Source organism: Ampullimonas aquatilis, assembly GCF_049675895.1.
Lineage (GTDB): Bacteria > Pseudomonadota > Gammaproteobacteria > Burkholderiales > Burkholderiaceae_D > Ampullimonas > Ampullimonas aquatilis.
The window spans coordinates 241,421-258,928 of record NZ_CP183834.1 but is presented as its reverse complement, the minus strand read 5'-3'; the positions used below and the strand labels follow the sequence as shown (position 1 = coordinate 258,928).

Here is a 17,508-nt window from a genome sequence, read left to right as displayed (position 1 = left end):
CTTATTTTGATGACATCACCTGCTCACGTTTATGTTCATCTTGCCAGCCCAATAATCGCTTCGCCAGCTCGTCACCGGCTTGTGCCAATGCTGCCGCACCACCCGCCGCATTGGCGCTTGCTGCTGGTGCCTCGACTTGCATGAGCTGTTGCGCCTGCAAGATACCATTTTGATAGAGCTGAGCCTCCACCTGAATCACGGCACGACTACTGTCAGGCCGATCAAACCATTGTGAAAATTCCAACACCCTCACTGAGAGATTGCGTGGCCCCGCAGAACTGCTGGCATTGCTGACAGCAAGTGCCGCCAACAATCCCACGCGCAAGCGTTCCTGAATCAATTGGGCCGGCGTGGCCGCCCAGCGGCTATTGGCATAACGTCGCCAAACCTGTGCATCGTCATAGAGCAGGCGGTAGACCATATCAGTACTTGCCAAAGCTGGCGTGGCACTGACTTCCACACGCATGCCAGCAGAATTTGACGTTACCTGAGTGAGCTTGATGGTGCCCAGATCAAACACCGAGGCCATGGTAACTGGCGGTGTTGAACAGGCACCCAACCAGCAGCCAGCAAAAATCAGTATGACAGTAAGAGTACGACGAATCAGCATGATGCCCCTCCGCAAGCAGGTTGATGACGCGATTGAAAGCCCGGCTCACCCGGCCCTGGTATCTCTGGTTGACGTCCGAATAACAGACTTTTGGGCTGACGCTCAATCAGATTACCGGCACGTTCCAGTGCCGTAGTGGCGGTTTGCGCCCGAATCAATAAATCGTTGAGTTGCGGCAGCAGATCACGATCCGCCTGCTGACTGATATGTTGCAGCGAAGCGCCAATCTGGCCGGATTGCAGCTTGAGCTGATCCAGGGTTTCATTGAGCTTGTTGCTGGTTGTCAGCAACGGGCCTTGCGGGCTATTGAGTTGGGTCGTGAGCTGGCGTAACTCCTGACTCAAACTGTTCAGGTTGATGGCCGTCTGCTGAAACTCGGCTTCCAATTGCGGAATCCTGGCCAAGGCGGGTTTGAGCTGCCCGGGGATTTCAGAATAGGCATGCACTGCCTGATCCAGCGAGCTGACCAGATCGGACAATTGTTGCTGTCTATCGGTATTGAAAAAGGTGGCCAGCTCACTGGTCAGCCGTTGTGCATCACTCAAAATCAGGTCGGTCTTGGCCTGTACCTTGTCAAACAGGCTGGGCTTGATGGGAATCCGTGCCGGGTGTTCCAGAGTACCTTTGAGCAACGTATGCGACATACCCTCATCATCAAGCTGGATGTACCCCAAACCCGTCACGCCTTGTGAAGCAATCACAGCAAAGGTGGATTCCGTGATCGGGGTGCCGGCATCAATCGTGATATGAATCACGATCTGTCCGGCCTTGTCGGCACCGGCCTGTTGATCAAAACCAATGCTGTCGACCAGTCCTACATCCAGTCCGCGGTAACGCACTGACGCTTGCGGGTTAAGTCCGGATACCGAACTTTGCGTAACTAGCTCATAACTGGCCTTGACGGAGCCATCATGATTGAGCCAGATCACCACCAATGCCAATGCAATCATCAGCCCCAAGGTGAATAACCCGGCCCAAAAAGCATGCGATTTATTTTCCATGAGAGAGCAACTCCATGTGTTGTCCTTGAGCGAGTGCGCCAGCCGCACGGCGACCGCGTTCGCCAAGGAAAAAAGCCTGAATGAATGGATGATCCACCTTGAGCACATCAGCCGGTGCAGCACAGGCAATCACATGCTTATCGGCCAATACGGCCACGGTCGTGGATAACTTGAAAATCGTATCCAGATCATGGGTGACCATGACTACGGTCAAACAGAGTTGCTGATGCAAGGTGAGAATCAGATCACAAAAACCTTCGGACAAAACCGGATCAAGCCCGGCTGTCGGTTCATCCAGCAACAGCAACTCCGGCTCCAGCACCAGTGCCCGTGCCAGCGCCACGCGTTTGATCATGCCGCCCGATAAATCAGATGGCAATTTGCGACCATCGGCAACCGTCAGTCCGACCATCAGCAGTTTGAGATTAACCACTTCGGCAATCAATGTGTCAGGCAATCCACTCAATTCACGCAAAGGCACTGCCACATTGTCAAACACACTCAATGTAGAAAACAAAGCACCCGATTGAAACAACATGCCCCAGCGGCTACGCAATTGATTCATGGTCGCTTGTGTGGCCTTGCCCGCCTCTGAAAAAATCGCCTGCCCCAATACCGAGACAGTGCCAGCAGCTGGCGTTTCCAGGCCGATCATCTGGCGCAGCAAGGTGGTCTTGCCAGTGCCAGAACCGCCTACCAGGGCCATGATGTCACCCTTGTGTACCGTCAGATCAAGGTGATCATGAATCACCGTCGGACCAAACTGGGTGCGTAGTTGGCTGATCTCGATGACGTTCATGTGCCCATCCCCGAAAAAATGATAGCGAACACGGCATCCGCCAAAATCACCAAGGTGATGGCCGTCACCACCGAAGTGGTGGTGCCCTGGCCAAGGCTTTCGGTATTGGCACGAATCTGCATACCAAAATAGCAGGCCACCAGACCAATCAGGGAGCCAAACACCACGCCCTTGCCCAATCCCAGCCATAAGTTATAGGGCGTGATGGCATCTTGCAGGGTCTGGATGAAATAGGCATAACTCAGACCCAGCTCCATACGCGCTGCAAACATGCCCCCCACCAGTGCCAGCGCATCGGTCCACAGCACCAGCAGGGGCATGGCAATCATCAGCGCCAATACGCGCGGCATGACCAGGCGATAACCGTGGGCAATGCCCATCACCACCAGGGCGTCGAGTTCTTGCGTGACCCGCATCACGCCAATTTGCGCAGTGATGGATGATCCGGAACGACCTGCCACGAGAATGGCCGCGAGCATCGGCCCTAACTCACGCACAATACTGATGGCCAGGAGATTGACAATAAAAACATTGGCCCCCAGCACCTTGAGCTGCTGGGCCGACAAAAAACTCAACACCACACCAATCAAAAATCCGACTAAAGCGGTGATCCCCAAAGCCTGCGCGCCACTGCGATACAAATTGGCGGAAATTTCTTTCCATGGACCACGCCAGGGATGACTGAGCAGCGTCAGCAGATCCAGCACGAACTGGCCAAACAATTCAATAAATTTGCGCGCATGCTGCAAAAAGTAAAGCAGCATGCCACCCAGGCTGACGATCGGCCACCACCAACTGCGGGACTCGATCATCAAGGCTGGACCGGCAGCCAAATCGGTCAAGCCTTCCTCAACCCGATCAAACAGTGCACGCTGGGATGGACTCATGGTCCAGCTGGCTGGCATTGGCTGGGCAATGATCTGTCGTAAAAACTGGGCACTGGCCAAATCCAGTCGCTCAATCCCGCTCAAATCCCAATGGAGCTGCCGATGCTGCTGCAAGCTGTCCTGCAAGGCCTGCCATCGCTTGCCTTGGGCCAATTGTGCAATCGTCCAGTTGCCAGCCAACAATAGCTGTGACTGACCCGCTGCATTTTGCAGCTCCAGATTAGGCGGTTTGATCTGTTCGGCAGAAGTTAAATTCACGTGAAATCAGCGTTTTCAAAAAACTTGGGTAAGATTTTGCCTATGACCAGCTCACTTACCATGATTGATACCCGCAAGCTGCACCATTATGTCGATGCCCAGACATTGCAGCAAGCATTAGCACCAGCCTTGTTAACACACCCCAACTTTTCTGGATTGCAAGTCGAGTTGATTGATAGCACCGCTTCAACCAACAGTGATTTACTACAGCGAGCACGTCAAAACATCATGGCGTCTCATGCCACCAATCAAGATCAAGCCATCTTGCTCCTGGCTGAAGCACAGACTGCCGGACGTGGCCGCCTGGGACGACAATGGCATAGTCAGCTTGGGCAGACACTCACTTTTTCACTGGCCCTGCCCTGGCATGCACCATTGCAACAACTATCTGGTGCGAGCCTGTTAGTCGGCCTGGCCCTGGCGCGCACCCTGCAATGCTTGCGCGATGCACAAACGAACCATGCAAATCAACATGCCACTCTACATGCCGTTCAAGCACCTGAGGCTGACATCACCTTGAAATGGCCGAATGACGTGCTGTATCAAGGCAGAAAACTGGCAGGTATTTTGGTTGAAGTGGCCAAATCAACGCAGGCATCATCTTGTCATTGTGTGATCGGGATTGGCATCAATCTACAAGCACCAGCACCACTTGCACAATCAGACACCACCAATCAGGTTTTGCCAACTGCGGGCATTGATGAGCTATTTAATGATGCGCTGCTTGAACCTGACAGCGCTACACTGCTTGCCATGCTGATGATTGAAATACTGAAAGACTGGCAGATCTTTTCTCATGCGGGTTGGGCACCTTTTATGGAAGAATGGCAGAACTACAACCATCATGCCAATCGGCCAGTGAGCATCTGGCTTGACGGAAAAAACTTACACAATGGCATTTGTCGCGGTATCAATGCGCAAGGCGGTTTATTGCTGGAAACTGCACAAGGCAATCAAACCATTATGTCCGGTGATCTGGCTGATCCTTCAAACAGTCAATATTCATTAAGGAGTTTGGCTTGAGTCTGCGATCGACAAACCTTGCGCTCTTGATTGACGTTGGCAACTCGCGCATCAAATGGACGCTGGCCGATTTATCCCAGGTACATTGGCAGCCCATCCAATTGACTGCATCAGCCAACCACACAACCATTGGTGTGACTGACTTAAGTATTTTTCCCAGCAAAGATGTGGCAGCGTGGCAAGCTGCGTTGCACACCCAACTTCAATCTATTACGCCAGCAGTCATATTCATTTCGCATGTGGCGAGTCAATCAATCCGCGTGCAATTGCAAACCTTTTTACAGCAACTGGCACCAACCATCACGCCACAATGGTTGCAGGCAGAAACCAATCTTGATTTTTTAATCAATGGCTATGCTGACCCTAGCAGATTGGGTTGTGACCGTTGGGCGGCCTTATGCGCAGCCGCGCAGCTGTTGCCAGGTCAAGCTACCCTGGTCAGCACTTTTGGTACGGCCACCACGCTGGATGCACTATTACCATCCACAGAAGGGATGCGTTTTATTGGTGGCCAAATCTTGCCCGGCTACCAAACCATGCTGGCTTCTCTGCATCAAAATACCGCACAGTTGCCACTCGCCGATGGGAAACTGGCTGATTTTGGGCTTAATACCAACGATGCCATAATGTCAGGCTGTGTTGCCGCGCAATTGGGCGCATTTATGATTCAATATATGCGATTGAAGCAATTGCATGGCTCTGCACCGGCCTGTTTGCTCAGTGGTGGTGGCGCGCAGCAAGCCGCACCGCTGATTGCAACGACCCTGGCACAATGGGACAAGAACACTCATGCTGCTGTCAGCAAGGTTGCCCAGGTTTGGGTTCATCCCAATCTGGTGATTGAAGGTTTGTTTGTTCTGGCGACCCGATCGATTCGATCGGTTTCTTAACCTCTGATAGATCGATCTATGTCACGTTTTTCTTGGACTATTGTTCTGCTGTTACTGGTACTGGCCAATGCTTTGCTGTTTGGCGTACAAAAAGGCTGGTTGGGGCAGGTATGGACCGAAGGGCGTGAACCTGAGCGCATGAAAAAAGAACTCGCAGTCGATCGATTCAAGCTGATTGCTCCGCTTAACAAACCAGACAGCCAACCAGAAAAAACCATCGCTCAAGCCACACCGAGCACTTCTGAGACACCAGTGATTGCGGAAACCAACGCCGCCAGCAACGAGTCCATTGAGAAGCCCAATCATTCAACTGATAGCAAAGCAGCCGAAGCAGTCACGCCTGCCGTGGCTGCAGTCACCGTGCCGGCCAGCATTATTCCAACCATGCCACCGACCAATAACAGTGCCGCAACGATCGCATCAACGCCAGCTGCGGCTCCCAACACGACTGCTGCACGGTGCCTGCAAACTACCACTTTAACCATTGAAGATAGCAATGCTTTCAAAACAGCAATCAAATCCTTGAATCTGAAGAGTGAAAGTCATGACGCTTCTGAAGCATCCAGCTGGATGGTGCATATACCATCACAACGCTCACAGGAAGAAGTGGATGCCCGTGTCGAAGAATTGAAAAAAGCCGGTGTGAAGGATTACTTTGTCATTCAGGATAATGGGCCAATGCGCATGGCCATCTCGCTGGGTGTTTTCAAGGTTGAAGAATCTGCGCGCAGCTTTCAACAAGGCCTCGTGAAACAGGGTGTCACTCAAGCTACCTTGACACCGCGCCTGGTCAATAAGGTACAGTTGAAATTTTCAGAAGTCAATGAAGCCGATGCCGCCAAGCTGCGCGAAGCTTTTAAAACCGTCGTGCACAGCGCTGGCCCCGGCAAGCCCAACCCCGAATTGAAGGACTGCGGCAACACCACTGCCAGCAAACCCTGAACTGATTTTGCATGACCGATCCCATTTTTTTTGCTGCCCATACCTCGCAACGGGTTCGCCAGCTGTTTGAACGACGTGCCAGTCGTTTTGGCGAAACCGATTATCTGGTGGCCGAAATTGCCCGACGCATGTTTGAAAAACTGGCGATCATCAAGATCACACCACAGCGAGTCGTTGATGCAGGTTGTGGTCATGGCTTAAGCAGTATGCAATTACAAGGCCTGTATCCAGATAGTCAGGTGCTGGCGCTGGATATGGCCTGGCAGATGCTGCAACAGGCGCAAACCAATTTACCTGCAACAGCTTCATTGCTGCAACGCTTGATCAAGCGCACTCCAGTACCCAATCTATTGCAGGCTGATATGCGCCATCTGCCCCTCAAACCACAAAGTCTGGACATGATCTTCAGTAATCTGGCGGTGCATTGGGTGGCTGATCCCGGACAACTCTTGAAGGACTGGGCAAGCAGTTGCAAGACGGGTGGTCTGGTCATGTTGAGTTGTTTTGGCCCAGACACATTAAAAGAGTTGCGCAGTGCTTATGCGCAACTCGGGCGGGCGGAACGCATCAACCCGTTTGTGGATATGCATGACTGGGGAGATCTGTTGGTGGAAGCGGGATTTGGCACGCCAGTGATGGATATGGAAAAAATCATCGTCACTTATGATGATGCCAGCAAGTTGCTCGCCGATGTGCGCTTGTTGGGTGCAGCCACTTTACCCGATGCACAAGCCGGACTGAAAGGTCGTGGTTATCAGAAAAAATTATTAGCCACACTGGAAAGCCAGCGCAACACCAACGGCAAACTCACACTCACTTATGAAATTTTATATGGCCACGCCTGGAAAGCCGAACCACGACGCACCAGTCGTGGTGAAGCAATAGTAAAATTTGAAAAGTTGCGCCCTTAAGATTTGAACGCTGACATGCACCAAGGCATGCCAGACCCGTCAAACCTTGTATTCAAACGCAATATCAAGAACCTGATTCGACCAGACTTTGCTCAAAATGTTGCACCAGCAAGTGTAATTCTTGTGCAGTTTTTGATAGTGCCACCGAAGCTTGTTGCACTTCATTGATCGCCTGTGTGTTGTCATGATTGAGTGCATTCATGATATCCATGCTATGCGCCACTTCGGTTGAAGCCTGCGTCTGTTCGTTAAGTCGTTCCGCAATCTGTCTTGCCGATACCATGCTGTCTTCGCTTACGCGCGCGATCTCGCTCAGACTATCATTGGATGTGGCAATCATGCTGGTACCACGCCCCACTTCTGCGGCAGCCTGGCTCATGGTTTTCAAGACCAGATTGGTTTGTTCCTGAACGCGCTGAATGATGCCGGCAATATCTTGTGTGCTTTGCTGAGTGCGTTCAGCCAGTCGCCGCACTTCATCAGCCACAATGGCAAAACCCCGACCACTCTCACCCGCTCGGGCAGCCTCAATGGCAGCATTGAGCGACAGCAGATTGGTCTGCTCTGCAATTTCACCAATCGAGCTGGCCACCTGATTGATGTGCGAAACTGCATCGGTCAAATCATTCACCTGATTACGCGCATTGTCGACCACGCTGACCACTTGTTGAGTCGCTTGTATCGACTGTGCCATCCGCTCCGTTCCTTCCCCCACAATCCGCTGCGCAGCTTCAGAATTATTTGAGCTGGCCTGAGTAGCATCAGAAATTTCGGATACCGAGATGGTCAGTTGTTCCAGGGCGGTGGCGACACTGGCAAAGCTGGTGGTCTGTTGATTGGAGCGTTCCAGCAGACTGAGTGAAAGCGAATCAAGCTGCCTGGCCTCGCTGCGCACCTCATTGCTGGCCAGCAGCACATCACTGATGATGGCACGCAGATTGATCTGCATGGATTGCAAGCCCGTTAGCAGCTCAATAAATTCGGCATTGCCCGATAACCTGATCCTGGCATTGAAATTACCTTCCGACAAGGCCAGCATGCCACGCTTCATTTCATTGATTGCTTGAGTCATGGTGGCACTGAAATACAGACCACCGCCACTGGTCGCAAGCATCAGAATTGCCGCAAAGAGCCAATCCCAGCCCGTGCCGGCAAATAGCTTGATGCCCAGCGCCAAACCCAGATTGAGCAATGAGAACAGCAATACACTTTGCTTCATCGACATCGTACGATGCACAGGTGTCATGGGCATGGCCTGCTGACCTTGATTTACAGCGCGATACAAAGCTTCCGCTTGCTGCTTTTGCTGCTCGGTGGGTTTATTGCGCACCGACATATAACCTGTCACCTTGCCATTTTCAGTGATTGGCGTGACATAGGCTTCTACCCAGTAAAAGTCACCATTCTTGCAGCGATTCTTTACCAAACTGCGCCAAGGTTTACCGGCTTTAATCGTGGTCCATAAGTCGGCAAAAGCAGCGGCGGGCATATCAGGATGCCGCACAATATTGTGTGACTGGCCGAGCAACTCTTCTTTGGTATAACCACTTAAACGCACAAATTCTGGATTGACATAAAGAATCCTGCCTTTCAGATCGGTTTTGGTGACGATCGATTTGGCGGGATCCAGGTAATGCTCAACCTGGGTGGTGTTGACTTGCATGCGGGTGGCACCACCGCGCAGTGCGGTAGATAACTCGTTGTCAACCGCCGGGCTAAACGCCTCTATCACTGCGGACATTGTTACTCCTTCATTGGACTAATTAACAGGGTCCTGAAAGAATAAGGGTAATGGCATAAAAGTATTGCAATGAGATGAAGGGGGTTTCCCTAGCTATTTCACAAATAAAAAATATACTATCTATCAGTATTTTTAAAACCCATTAATTTACGCACATAACAAGTCAATATATGAATATACTCCACATAATTTTGTTAAATTGGTTAAATGGGTTGAATTCTTTTTCACTATGACTAATGTTTTTCAGCCTTATTGCGGCAGCGCATAGTGCTCCATCACGGGTGCTTCGGCAAAGAATGGCGAGATGATCGCGCGCCATTCCACAAACTTGTCGGAACCACGAAAATCCACCATATGATTGTCCAGCGTTTGCCATTTGACCATCAAAATGTAACGATCTGGCGTATCCAGTGAAGACTGCAAGGTATGTGAGACATAGCCCTTGGCCGATGCGATCACCTTTTCAGCAGATGGAAAGACGGTAGCAAATTCGGTAGCACTGCCGGGCTTCATATTAAACACAACGACTTCAAGAATCATGAGGGCTCCTGCTTAAAAAATAGCGAGGCTGGCAGTTTACCAAGCAGACATTGATTCGGACAAAACCGTAAGGCCGCAAAGACAATAACCCCGTACCAGCGCACGGAAATACAATATGACACAATAGTTCACAATAAAAAGATCCATTGGAGAAACTCATGCTGCACCGCTACCTCATCACCTTCAAACGCTATATGGGCTGGCCCGCCTCCGCCTATCAGACCAGCGAGCAGATCGTTGCCACGCTGGGTGGCTTATTGGGCCTGCTTGCCGTACTGTTGATGACACGATACTTGCTGGGCCCAACGGCCGCAGTGATCATCGTGCCATCGATGGGAGCCTCGGCAGTGTTGGTATTTGCCATCCCCCATAGCGTGTTTGCCCAACCCTGGTCGGTACTGGGTGGCAATGTGCTCTCGGCGCTGGCCGGGGTAACCGCTTATCGACTGATTGCCGACCCCGTGCTGGCTGCAGCACTTGCCGTCAGTCTGGCCATTGGGGTGATGCACATTACCCGCTCCATTCATCCGCCAGGCGGTGCAACAGCGTTGGCGGCGGTAATCGGCGGTCCATCGATTCATTTGCTGGGCTATCAATATGCGCTCATGCCCGTTGGTTTGAACTGCATCATCCTGTTGCTCATCGCCGTGGCATTCAATCATTTTTTTGCCTGGCGAGTCTACCCGGCCGCACGCATGCGCTACAAAACACTGGGGGGTTTGACGAACGCCGCAGCAACACGACAGCAAGTGCTGGATGTGGATATCAACAGCGCAATGGCGCAACTCAATGTCGTGATTGACACCAGCACTGATGAACTGCGCGCCCTGTTTGATCTGGCCAATAACGCGGCACAACAACGTCAACAAGCGGCCTTGCCCCTGGTGCAATTAGGCAAGTTTTATTGCAATGATCGTCCTGGCCAGCAATGGTCGGTCCGACAGATTGTCGATGAACGCCGCTCCGATGATCCAGAGCTTGATCTGGTCATTTACAAGGTGGTCGACGGTTATGGCCTGCATAACCACGGCAATTGCACCCGTAATGAATTTGCCCGCTGGGTCGGCAGTGAACTCAAGCCAAGAGACCATCAGTCTTAAATAAGCTGCCCCATGTAATCAGCACACTTAATTGCTGGCCACCAGATAAGTTTGCAATCGATCAGAAAAAGCGGCCAGCTTCTCGGGCTGCTCAGTGACCACACCAATACTGGACGCTTTGAGCCGAACGATCTGCGCGGTATAGCCAGCACGCGATGAAGTTGCCGGTTTAAGATGCGCCCCCACCGGCGGGATGATCAGACTGACCTTGCCCAGATCGGGTGTTTCAATCACGGCATGCAGACCTTTGCCGCCAGGCAGATCACAATAGTCCAAGTAATGCACTTTACCCATTCCTGCTTTCAAAGCCAAACCATAGTCTTTCAATGCGGCCTGCACCGAAAGTGTCGGTACTTCCAGTGACGTTTTGAGTGCCTCCGGCTCACCAATGACTTCCGTCAACATCAGATCTCCCCAGACAGGCTGAACAAAACTGGGCCATACCATCCATAGGCCAAACATGGCACTGGCCAAGACCATCGCTGACAATCCAAGCGGTCGCAGCGTTAACCAAGTATTTATCCAATTTTTAAATAATTGCCACTGATTTGACAACCGGCTATTTGATACTCGATTGCGCAATTGCATTTTGAGCAGAATACGCTCTTCAAGTTGTGCAGGCACAGGAATATCAATCGCTTGATGCAAAATGATTTCATCACGCTGCAAACGTACCAAAAACGCTCGGCAGGCTTCGCATTGCGATAGATGCGCCGACAACGGCGACGATTCGGCACGCGGATCAGCCAGGAGCATACGTCGGGTATCCAGACAATTCATAGTAGTTGCTCCCCCTTACTCAAAGTCGTACTGAAATCTTGCTTATCTTGATGCAATTGCTTGCGCAACCATTGTCTTGCCCTGCTTAATCGAGTGGTCACAGCACCGGTTGATGTTTGATATAACTCAGCCAGTTCCTCTGCCGAATAACCGCCTAACACTTGCAGCAATAAAGGTTCACATAGACTGACCGGTGCATTCATAAGCATCTGACGCAAGCCATACGCCTCATCCAGACCCAACCCACCAGCCATTGGCATTTCAACCTCATCCATATCCACGGTATCAATCTGCTTGCGTTCAAAACGTCGTAGAAATTCATTTCTTAAAATACTAAATAACCACTTCTTTAATGTCACCGCATCGTTTAGCTTGCCCCAATGCGACCAGGCACGCTGAAACGATTCCTGCACCAAATCTTCGGCCACATGATGGTCGTGACACAGCCAAAAAGCAAAGCGGTACATATCTTTGCTATAACTGCGCACGGCCAATTCAAATTCGCGTTCTTGTGTTGTCATTGTGGTTCACTCACTCATGGTTGAATAGTGAGAGAACCACACAATGGCGCGACCAAGCTACAGACATGATGCGCCTTTACCCACCCACCATATCTGTACCGCCCAACTTGTACGCAAGTCAACATCGCTTTAATTCACTTCATCGGGTGAAGTACCCACAAATACCTTCACATTCATATTGTCAGTAGCAGCGGGCAAAATGTTTTTCAACACAATGATGGGGTGATCCAGCGTATCAAACTGCCATTGAAAGGACTTGCCGGTATCGGCATTCACAAAACGAATCCGCTCATTTTTTTGCACATTGACCCAATGTGTGTTTTTGTCGATCTGAATTTCGCGATCGACTACCGCGCCATCAATTCGTGAGCCCAGTGGTGATTTAACCGAAAAAGCAGCGTGGGCCTGCAATGCTGCACTCAATAAAGTCAAGGCCAGCAGGCTACGACGTAATACAGGTGAAAGAGTTGTGAAAGACATGACGTACTCCGATCTCTATGCAATGGTTAATCAAGGAAAGTCGAGTCGCGCCGTGAAATTTGTTGGGCATTGCAACTCGCTTATGCATAAGACCGGTTGAGACCGGAAATCCTTACATGCGCGATTAAAAATAATTGCCATCAGCACATCCCTACGATTTTTCAAGTCACATTTTTAGATTTTCTTTAGACCCGCTTACGCAATCTTTAGAAAATTTTTAGCCCTTTCCCGTTACGCTCTCCGCTATCAATCACCGTTTCGGGAGCCCGCCATCGTGGATATTCTCTTCATCAGTGCCATTGCCCTGTTTTGCTTGCTAAGCGGATTATTTGTAAAGGCTTGCGAAAAATTGGGGGTACAGCCATGAATCTGTTTTATGTATCAGGCGCCGTGGTTTCGGTCAGCCTACTCATTTATTTACTGGTAGCACTACTCAAAGCGGAGCAATTGTGATGAACACACAAGTGCTACTCCTGTTGACGCTTTACATGGGGATTTTGTTCCTGCTGGCTTATCCGCTGGGGATTTACCTGGCCAAGGTAGGCAATGGCCAAACCATTACCGGTCTTGCCTGGTTAGGCAGAGTCGAATGCAGCCTCTATCGTCTGGCAGGCACCTCACCAGCCACTGGCATGGGCTGGAAAACCTATGCACTGGCGTTACTGGCATTCAATACCCTCGGTGCCCTGTTTGTTTATGCGGCCCAGCGACTGCAAGTCTGGCTGCCACTCAATCCACAGGCAATGGGCAATGTCAGTCCTGATTCTGCTTTCAATACGGCAGTGAGTTTTGTCAGCAATACCAATTGGCAAGGTTATGCAGGTGAATCCACCATGAGTTATCTGACACAGATGCTGGCACTGACTGGCCAGAATTTTTTCTCGGCCGCCACCGGCATGGCGGTGGCGTTTGCACTCATTCGCGGATTTTCACTTCGCTCGGCACAATCGATTGGCAACTTCTGGGTCGACCTGACCCGTTCAACCCTTTATGTCTTGCTACCGCTATCGATCATCTTAGCCATCTTCCTGATGGGTCAGGGCGTGATTCAAAATTTCTCTTCATACCAAGAAGTGCATTTGCTTGATTCTGTGACCTATCAGCAACCCAAGACGGATCAGGATGGTCAACCCTTGAAAGACGCTGAAGGTAATCCAATCATGACCACCCAAACGACCAGTACCCAAGCCTTGCCGATGGGCCCGGTAGCATCTCAGGAAGCCATCAAGATGCTGGGTACCAATGGTGGTGGATTTTTCAATGCCAATTCGGCGCATCCCTATGAAAATCCGACCGCGCTATCCAATCTGGTACAGATGCTCTCAATCTTTCTGATTCCTGTCGCACTCTGTTTTGCCTTTGGTCATATGGTCGGCGATATTCGCCAGGGTTGGGCCATCATCGGTGCGATGACTATCCTGTTTCTGATCATGACCGTTGCAGTCATGCTGGCCGAACAGCAGGCGCACCCGGCCTTGCAGGCTATGGGAGTCGATCAGGGCAGTAGTCTCTTGCAATCAGGCGGCAATATGGAAGGCAAGGAAACCCGCTTTGGCATCCAGGCTTCCGCCCTGTTTGCGGCAATTACCACAGCAGCATCCTGTGGCGCAATCAATGCCATGCACGACTCATTCATGCCATTGGGTGGTGCTGTGCCATTGATCCTGATCCAGTTTGGCGAAGTGGTTTTTGGTGGGGTTGGTTCAGGTCTCTATGGCATGTTGATTTTTGCCATTCTGGCCGTGTTTATAGCTGGTTTGATGATCGGCCGAACACCCGAATATCTGGGTAAGAAAATCCAGTCCTATGAAATGAAAATGACCTCCATCACGATTCTGGTAACACCAGCATTGGTACTGATTGGCACTGCCTTGGCAGTCATATTCGAAGCCGGTACGGTTGGCGTAGCCAATCCGGGAGCTCATGGTTTCTCCGAAATCCTGTATGCCTTCTCATCAGCCGCCAATAATAACGGCAGCGCCTTTGGCGGCCTGAGCAGCAACACCCCCTTCTATAACCTACTGCTGGCCATTGCGATGTGGTTTGGCCGCTTTGCCATGATTGTGCCAATCCTGGCGGTGGCTGGATCGCTGGCTGCCAAACAAAGGCTGGAGGTAACGGCAGGCACGATGCCCACGCATGGACCGCTGTTCATTGCCTTGCTGGTTGGCACAGTGATTCTGATTGGTGTCTTGAACTATGTACCGGCGCTCGCACTCGGGCCCGTCATTGAACATCTGCAACTGTTTTCTGCACGCTAAGCGAGGTTGCCATGTCTATTTCAGCATCAGAAACCAATCACAATGCCGCGAGCCATCATCCACAGCTCAAGCTGCTCGATACCACTCTGCTCAATGCCGCTCTGGTGGCCACCTTCAAAAAACTTGATCCTCGCCATCAGCTACGCAATCCGGTGATGTTTGTGGTCTATATCGGCGCCATCCTTACAAGCCTGCTCTATATTCAAGCGTTGACCGGCGTTGGCGAAGCAAGCCCTGGGTTCATCTTGACCAATACGATCTGGCTTTGGTTTACCGTCCTATTTGCCAACTTTGCCGAAGCCCTGGCCGAAGGACGCAGCAAAGCGCAGGCGAGTTTTTTACGAGCACTCAAGCAAACTGTTGTGGCACGCAAATTAAGCGCCCCCACCCGTGACAGCAACAGCACGCCCATATCCGCGAGCAATTTGCGTAAAGGCGATTTTGTGCTGGTCGAAGCTGGCGACATTATTCCTGCAGATGGGGAAGTTACAGACGGTGTGGCATCAGTTGATGAGAGCGCCATTACTGGTGAGTCCGCTCCGGTGATTCGCGAGTCAGGGGGTGATTTCTCTTCCGTGACTGGCGGCACCCGGGTCTTGTCTGACTGGCTCGTAATAAGAGTAACGGCTAATCCCGGCGAAGCATTCATTGATCGAATGATTGCCATGGTGGAAAGTGCCAAGCGCCAGAAAACACCCAATGAAATTGCGTTGACCATCCTGCTCGTGGCACTGACCATCATCTTTCTGCTGGTCACAGTGACCTTGTTGCCATTTTCATTATTCAGCGTTGCGACGGCCGGTGCTGGGTCACCCATCACCATCACCGTGTTGATTGCCTTGCTGGTCTGCCTGATACCGACCACCATTGGCGGCCTGTTGTCCGCCATTGGTGTGGCCGGCATGAGCCGCATGATGCAGGCCAATGTGATTGCCACTTCTGGACGCGCCGTTGAGGCCGCGGGCGATGTGGATGTGCTGCTGCTGGACAAGACCGGCACCATCACACTGGGCAATCGTCAAGCCGCCGAGTTTGTTCCTGCACCAGGGGTCAGTGCATTACAACTGGCTGATGTCGCACAACTGGCTTCATTGGCCGATGAAACCCCGGAAGGACGCAGCATCGTGATCCTGGCCAAGCAACGCTTCAATATTCGTGAACGCGATATGGCGACACTCAATGCCACATTCGTCCATTTCAGCGCACAAACCCGAATGAGTGGCATTGACATTGGTCAACGCGCTATTCGCAAAGGCGCGGTCGATGCAGTTAAAAAGCATGTGGCAGAACTGGGTCACAACTTTCCTGCCGCCGTAGCCCAGACAGTTGACGCCATTTCTCGTCGTGGTAGTACGCCCCTCGTGGTGGTAGATGATGGCCGAGTAATGGGCACAATTGAACTAAAGGATATTGTCAAAGGCGGGATACGCGAGCGCTTTGCCGAATTACGTCAAATGGGCATCAAGACCATCATGATCACCGGAGACAATCAATTGACAGCAGCCGCCATTGCGGCTGAAGCCGGGGTGGATGATTTTCTCGCAGAAGCCACCCCCGAACAAAAATTGAAGCTGATCCGCAGTTATCAGGCTGAAGGTCGGCTGGTAGCGATGACGGGAGACGGCACCAATGATGCCCCGGCACTGGCTCAAGCCGATGTCGCCGTAGCGATGAACTCCGGCACCCAGGCCGCCAAGGAAGCGGGCAATATGGTCGATCTGGATTCCAATCCCACCAAGCTGCTTGAAATTGTTGAAATCGGCAAGCAGATGCTGATGACGCGCGGTGCGCTCACCACTTTTTCAATTGCCAATGATGTGGCCAAATATTTTGCGATCATCCCGGCTGCTTTTGTGAGCACCTATCCACAACTCAAGGCGCTCGATGTCATGCACCTCACCAGCCCTTCATCGGCCATCATTTCGGCAGTCATCTTCAATGCACTGATCATTATTGTCCTGATCCCCTTGGCGTTGAAAGGCGTGAAATATCGCGCCATCGGTGCCGCACTGCTGCTCAGACGCAACCTGCTGATATATGGCCTGGGTGGGTTGGCCCTGCCCTTTGTCGGCATCAAGCTGATTGATATGGCTTTGGCCCTGATTCACTCAGTCCTGCACCTCGCCTAGGAGAAGATAATGAAATCACTGATTCGTCCGGCTCTCACCCTGTTTGCTGCACTGACACTGATCTGCGGTGTACTGTATCCCTATGCCATGACCGGCCTAGGGCAATTATTGTTTGCGCAACAAACTGCCGGTAGCCTGCTGATACATGATGGTCAGATCATCGGTTCAAGCCTGATCGGTCAGGCATTCACGGCCCCCCAATACTTTTGGGGCCGTCCTTCGGCTACCGCACCCATGCCCAATAATGGTCTGGCGTCCAGTGGCTCCAATCTGGGGCCAAGCAACCCTGCTCTCCTGGATGCAATCAAAAGCCGAATTGAAGCATTGCAGGCGGCCGATCCAATCAACCAGGCCGCCATCCCGATTGATCTCGTCACCACTTCGGCCAGTGGCCTTGATCCCGAAATCAGTCTGGCTGCGGCTTATTATCAAGCGGAACGTATTGCCAATGTACGTAAAATTTCAATGGAGCAGGTACGGCAATTGATTGAGAAAAATAGTCTGCCCCAATACCTGGGGTTTTTGGGCGAGCCGCGCATCAATGTATTGCAACTCAATCTGACGCTGGATCAAGTAAGCCAGATTAACCAGTCAACTGGACAATGAGACTATGGCAGAATCGATGAAAACTGCGT

The 17,508-nt window shown here is 51.5% G+C and carries 18 protein-coding genes; 9 read left to right on the top strand and 9 right to left on the bottom strand.

What is annotated here, in order from left to right; translation table 11 throughout:
- Position 1: 1 nt before the first annotated feature.
- Genes ACMYR3_RS01175 through ACMYR3_RS01160 form a run of 4 tightly spaced genes read right to left on the bottom strand, consistent with a single transcriptional unit; the run spans position 2 to position 3,555 of the window.
- On the bottom strand, positions 2-610 hold the full coding sequence (locus tag ACMYR3_RS01175) for an ABC-type transport auxiliary lipoprotein family protein (RefSeq protein ID WP_424193724.1): 609 nt from the start codon (positions 608-610) through the stop codon (positions 2-4).
- On the bottom strand, positions 604-1,611 hold the full coding sequence (locus ACMYR3_RS01170) for an MlaD family protein (protein WP_424193722.1): 1,008 nt from the start codon (positions 1,609-1,611) through the stop codon (positions 604-606). The genes ACMYR3_RS01175 and ACMYR3_RS01170 overlap by 7 nt, the downstream gene beginning before the upstream one ends.
- Positions 1,601-2,410: an ABC transporter ATP-binding protein gene (locus tag ACMYR3_RS01165; protein WP_424193721.1), complete on the bottom strand. Its 810-nt coding sequence runs from the start codon at positions 2,408-2,410 to the stop codon at positions 1,601-1,603. The genes ACMYR3_RS01170 and ACMYR3_RS01165 overlap by 11 nt, the downstream gene beginning before the upstream one ends.
- Positions 2,407-3,555, bottom strand: coding sequence for an MlaE family lipid ABC transporter permease subunit (locus ACMYR3_RS01160; protein WP_424193719.1), 1,149 nt, complete (start codon positions 3,553-3,555; stop codon positions 2,407-2,409). The genes ACMYR3_RS01165 and ACMYR3_RS01160 overlap by 4 nt, the downstream gene beginning before the upstream one ends.
- Positions 3,556-3,597: 42 nt before the next feature.
- On the opposite strand from ACMYR3_RS01160, the gene ACMYR3_RS01155 reads away from it, so the two are divergent.
- From ACMYR3_RS01155 to ACMYR3_RS01140, 4 genes are read left to right on the top strand one after another with little or no spacing between them, the layout of a single operon-like run.
- The gene (locus tag ACMYR3_RS01155; protein WP_424193717.1) at positions 3,598-4,578 is read left to right on the top strand and encodes a biotin--[acetyl-CoA-carboxylase] ligase; all 981 of its coding nucleotides are present in this window, start codon (positions 3,598-3,600) and stop codon (positions 4,576-4,578) included.
- A complete protein-coding gene (locus ACMYR3_RS01150) occupies positions 4,575-5,468 on the top strand; it encodes a type III pantothenate kinase (protein ID WP_424193715.1) in 894 nt (297 codons plus the stop codon). Before ACMYR3_RS01155 ends, ACMYR3_RS01150 begins: the two co-directional genes overlap by 4 nt.
- Before the next feature lie 18 nt (positions 5,469-5,486).
- A complete protein-coding gene (locus tag ACMYR3_RS01145) occupies positions 5,487-6,410 on the top strand; it encodes a hypothetical protein (protein ID WP_424193713.1) in 924 nt (307 codons plus the stop codon).
- An 11-nt stretch (positions 6,411-6,421) separates the two neighbouring features.
- Positions 6,422-7,321: a methyltransferase domain-containing protein gene (locus ACMYR3_RS01140; protein ID WP_424193711.1), complete on the top strand. Its 900-nt coding sequence runs from the start codon at positions 6,422-6,424 to the stop codon at positions 7,319-7,321.
- Between the two features lie 64 nt (positions 7,322-7,385).
- Here the strand turns inward: ACMYR3_RS01140 and ACMYR3_RS01135 are convergent, their stop codons facing one another.
- Together ACMYR3_RS01135 and ACMYR3_RS01130 are read right to left on the bottom strand one after the other, a co-directional pair.
- Complete coding sequence (locus ACMYR3_RS01135; RefSeq protein WP_424196294.1) at positions 7,386-8,984, bottom strand: methyl-accepting chemotaxis protein; 1,599 nt, start codon at positions 8,982-8,984, stop codon at positions 7,386-7,388.
- A gap of 327 nt (positions 8,985-9,311) precedes the next feature.
- Complete coding sequence (locus ACMYR3_RS01130) at positions 9,312-9,602, bottom strand: antibiotic biosynthesis monooxygenase family protein (protein ID WP_424193709.1); 291 nt, start codon at positions 9,600-9,602, stop codon at positions 9,312-9,314.
- A gap of 158 nt (positions 9,603-9,760) precedes the next feature.
- Here ACMYR3_RS01130 and ACMYR3_RS01125 point away from each other — a divergent pair, with 158 nt between their 5' ends.
- A complete protein-coding gene (locus ACMYR3_RS01125) occupies positions 9,761-10,702 on the top strand; it encodes an HPP family protein (protein WP_424193707.1) in 942 nt (313 codons plus the stop codon).
- A gap of 27 nt (positions 10,703-10,729) precedes the next feature.
- Here ACMYR3_RS01125 and ACMYR3_RS01120 read toward each other — a convergent pair whose 3' ends face one another.
- From ACMYR3_RS01120 to ACMYR3_RS01110, 3 genes are all read right to left on the bottom strand, one after another.
- Entirely contained in the window at positions 10,730-11,482 is a 753-nt protein-coding gene (locus ACMYR3_RS01120) for a DUF3379 family protein (protein WP_424193705.1), read from the bottom strand.
- Entirely contained in the window at positions 11,479-12,003 is a 525-nt protein-coding gene (locus ACMYR3_RS01115) for a sigma-70 family RNA polymerase sigma factor (protein ID WP_424193704.1), read from the bottom strand. Before ACMYR3_RS01115 ends, ACMYR3_RS01120 begins: the two co-directional genes overlap by 4 nt.
- A gap of 129 nt (positions 12,004-12,132) precedes the next feature.
- Positions 12,133-12,483: a CzcE family metal-binding protein gene (locus ACMYR3_RS01110; RefSeq protein ID WP_424193702.1), complete on the bottom strand. Its 351-nt coding sequence runs from the start codon at positions 12,481-12,483 to the stop codon at positions 12,133-12,135.
- A gap of 363 nt (positions 12,484-12,846) precedes the next feature.
- On the opposite strand from ACMYR3_RS01110, the gene kdpF reads away from it, so the two are divergent.
- The 4 genes from kdpF to kdpC are packed head-to-tail and all read left to right on the top strand — an operon-like array spanning position 12,847 to position 17,479.
- Positions 12,847-12,936, top strand: a complete 90-nt coding sequence (gene kdpF / locus ACMYR3_RS01105; protein ID WP_424193700.1) for a K(+)-transporting ATPase subunit F — start codon at positions 12,847-12,849, stop codon at positions 12,934-12,936.
- The gene (gene kdpA / locus ACMYR3_RS01100; protein WP_424193698.1) at positions 12,936-14,744 is read left to right on the top strand and encodes a potassium-transporting ATPase subunit KdpA; all 1,809 of its coding nucleotides are present in this window, start codon (positions 12,936-12,938) and stop codon (positions 14,742-14,744) included. The genes kdpF and kdpA overlap by 1 nt, the downstream gene beginning before the upstream one ends.
- Positions 14,745-14,755: 11 nt before the next feature.
- Positions 14,756-16,873 (top strand): potassium-transporting ATPase subunit KdpB, encoded by a 2,118-nt coding sequence (gene kdpB / locus ACMYR3_RS01095; protein ID WP_424193696.1) that lies wholly within the window; start codon positions 14,756-14,758, stop codon positions 16,871-16,873.
- 9 nt (positions 16,874-16,882) lie between these two features.
- On the top strand, positions 16,883-17,479 hold the full coding sequence (gene kdpC / locus ACMYR3_RS01090) for a potassium-transporting ATPase subunit KdpC (RefSeq protein ID WP_424193694.1): 597 nt from the start codon (positions 16,883-16,885) through the stop codon (positions 17,477-17,479).
- Positions 17,480-17,508 lie beyond the last annotated feature (29 nt).

Bases quoted from the DNA above. Each gene is read 5' to 3' on its own strand.
- ACMYR3_RS01175 (WP_424193724.1), bottom strand. From the start codon at position 610: ATGCTGATTCGTCGTACTCTTACTGTCATACTGATTTTTGCTGGCTGC.
- kdpF (WP_424193700.1), top strand. From the start codon at position 12,847: ATGAATCTGTTTTATGTATCAGGCGCCGTGGTTTCGGTCAGCCTACTC.
- ACMYR3_RS01130 (WP_424193709.1), bottom strand. From the start codon at position 9,602: ATGATTCTTGAAGTCGTTGTGTTTAATATGAAGCCCGGCAGTGCTACC.
- ACMYR3_RS01170 (WP_424193722.1), bottom strand. From the start codon at position 1,611: ATGGAAAATAAATCGCATGCTTTTTGGGCCGGGTTATTCACCTTGGGG.
- ACMYR3_RS01125 (WP_424193707.1), top strand. From the start codon at position 9,761: ATGCTGCACCGCTACCTCATCACCTTCAAACGCTATATGGGCTGGCCC.
- kdpB (WP_424193696.1), top strand. From the start codon at position 14,756: ATGTCTATTTCAGCATCAGAAACCAATCACAATGCCGCGAGCCATCAT.
- ACMYR3_RS01140 (WP_424193711.1), top strand. From the start codon at position 6,422: ATGACCGATCCCATTTTTTTTGCTGCCCATACCTCGCAACGGGTTCGC.
- ACMYR3_RS01110 (WP_424193702.1), bottom strand. From the start codon at position 12,483: ATGTCTTTCACAACTCTTTCACCTGTATTACGTCGTAGCCTGCTGGCC.
- ACMYR3_RS01115 (WP_424193704.1), bottom strand. From the start codon at position 12,003: ATGACAACACAAGAACGCGAATTTGAATTGGCCGTGCGCAGTTATAGC.
- ACMYR3_RS01120 (WP_424193705.1), bottom strand. From the start codon at position 11,482: ATGAATTGTCTGGATACCCGACGTATGCTCCTGGCTGATCCGCGTGCC.
- kdpC (WP_424193694.1), top strand. From the start codon at position 16,883: ATGAAATCACTGATTCGTCCGGCTCTCACCCTGTTTGCTGCACTGACA.
- ACMYR3_RS01145 (WP_424193713.1), top strand. From the start codon at position 5,487: ATGTCACGTTTTTCTTGGACTATTGTTCTGCTGTTACTGGTACTGGCC.
- ACMYR3_RS01165 (WP_424193721.1), bottom strand. From the start codon at position 2,410: ATGAACGTCATCGAGATCAGCCAACTACGCACCCAGTTTGGTCCGACG.
- ACMYR3_RS01155 (WP_424193717.1), top strand. From the start codon at position 3,598: ATGACCAGCTCACTTACCATGATTGATACCCGCAAGCTGCACCATTAT.
- ACMYR3_RS01135 (WP_424196294.1), bottom strand. From the start codon at position 8,984: ATGCAAGTCAACACCACCCAGGTTGAGCATTACCTGGATCCCGCCAAA.
- kdpA (WP_424193698.1), top strand. From the start codon at position 12,936: ATGAACACACAAGTGCTACTCCTGTTGACGCTTTACATGGGGATTTTG.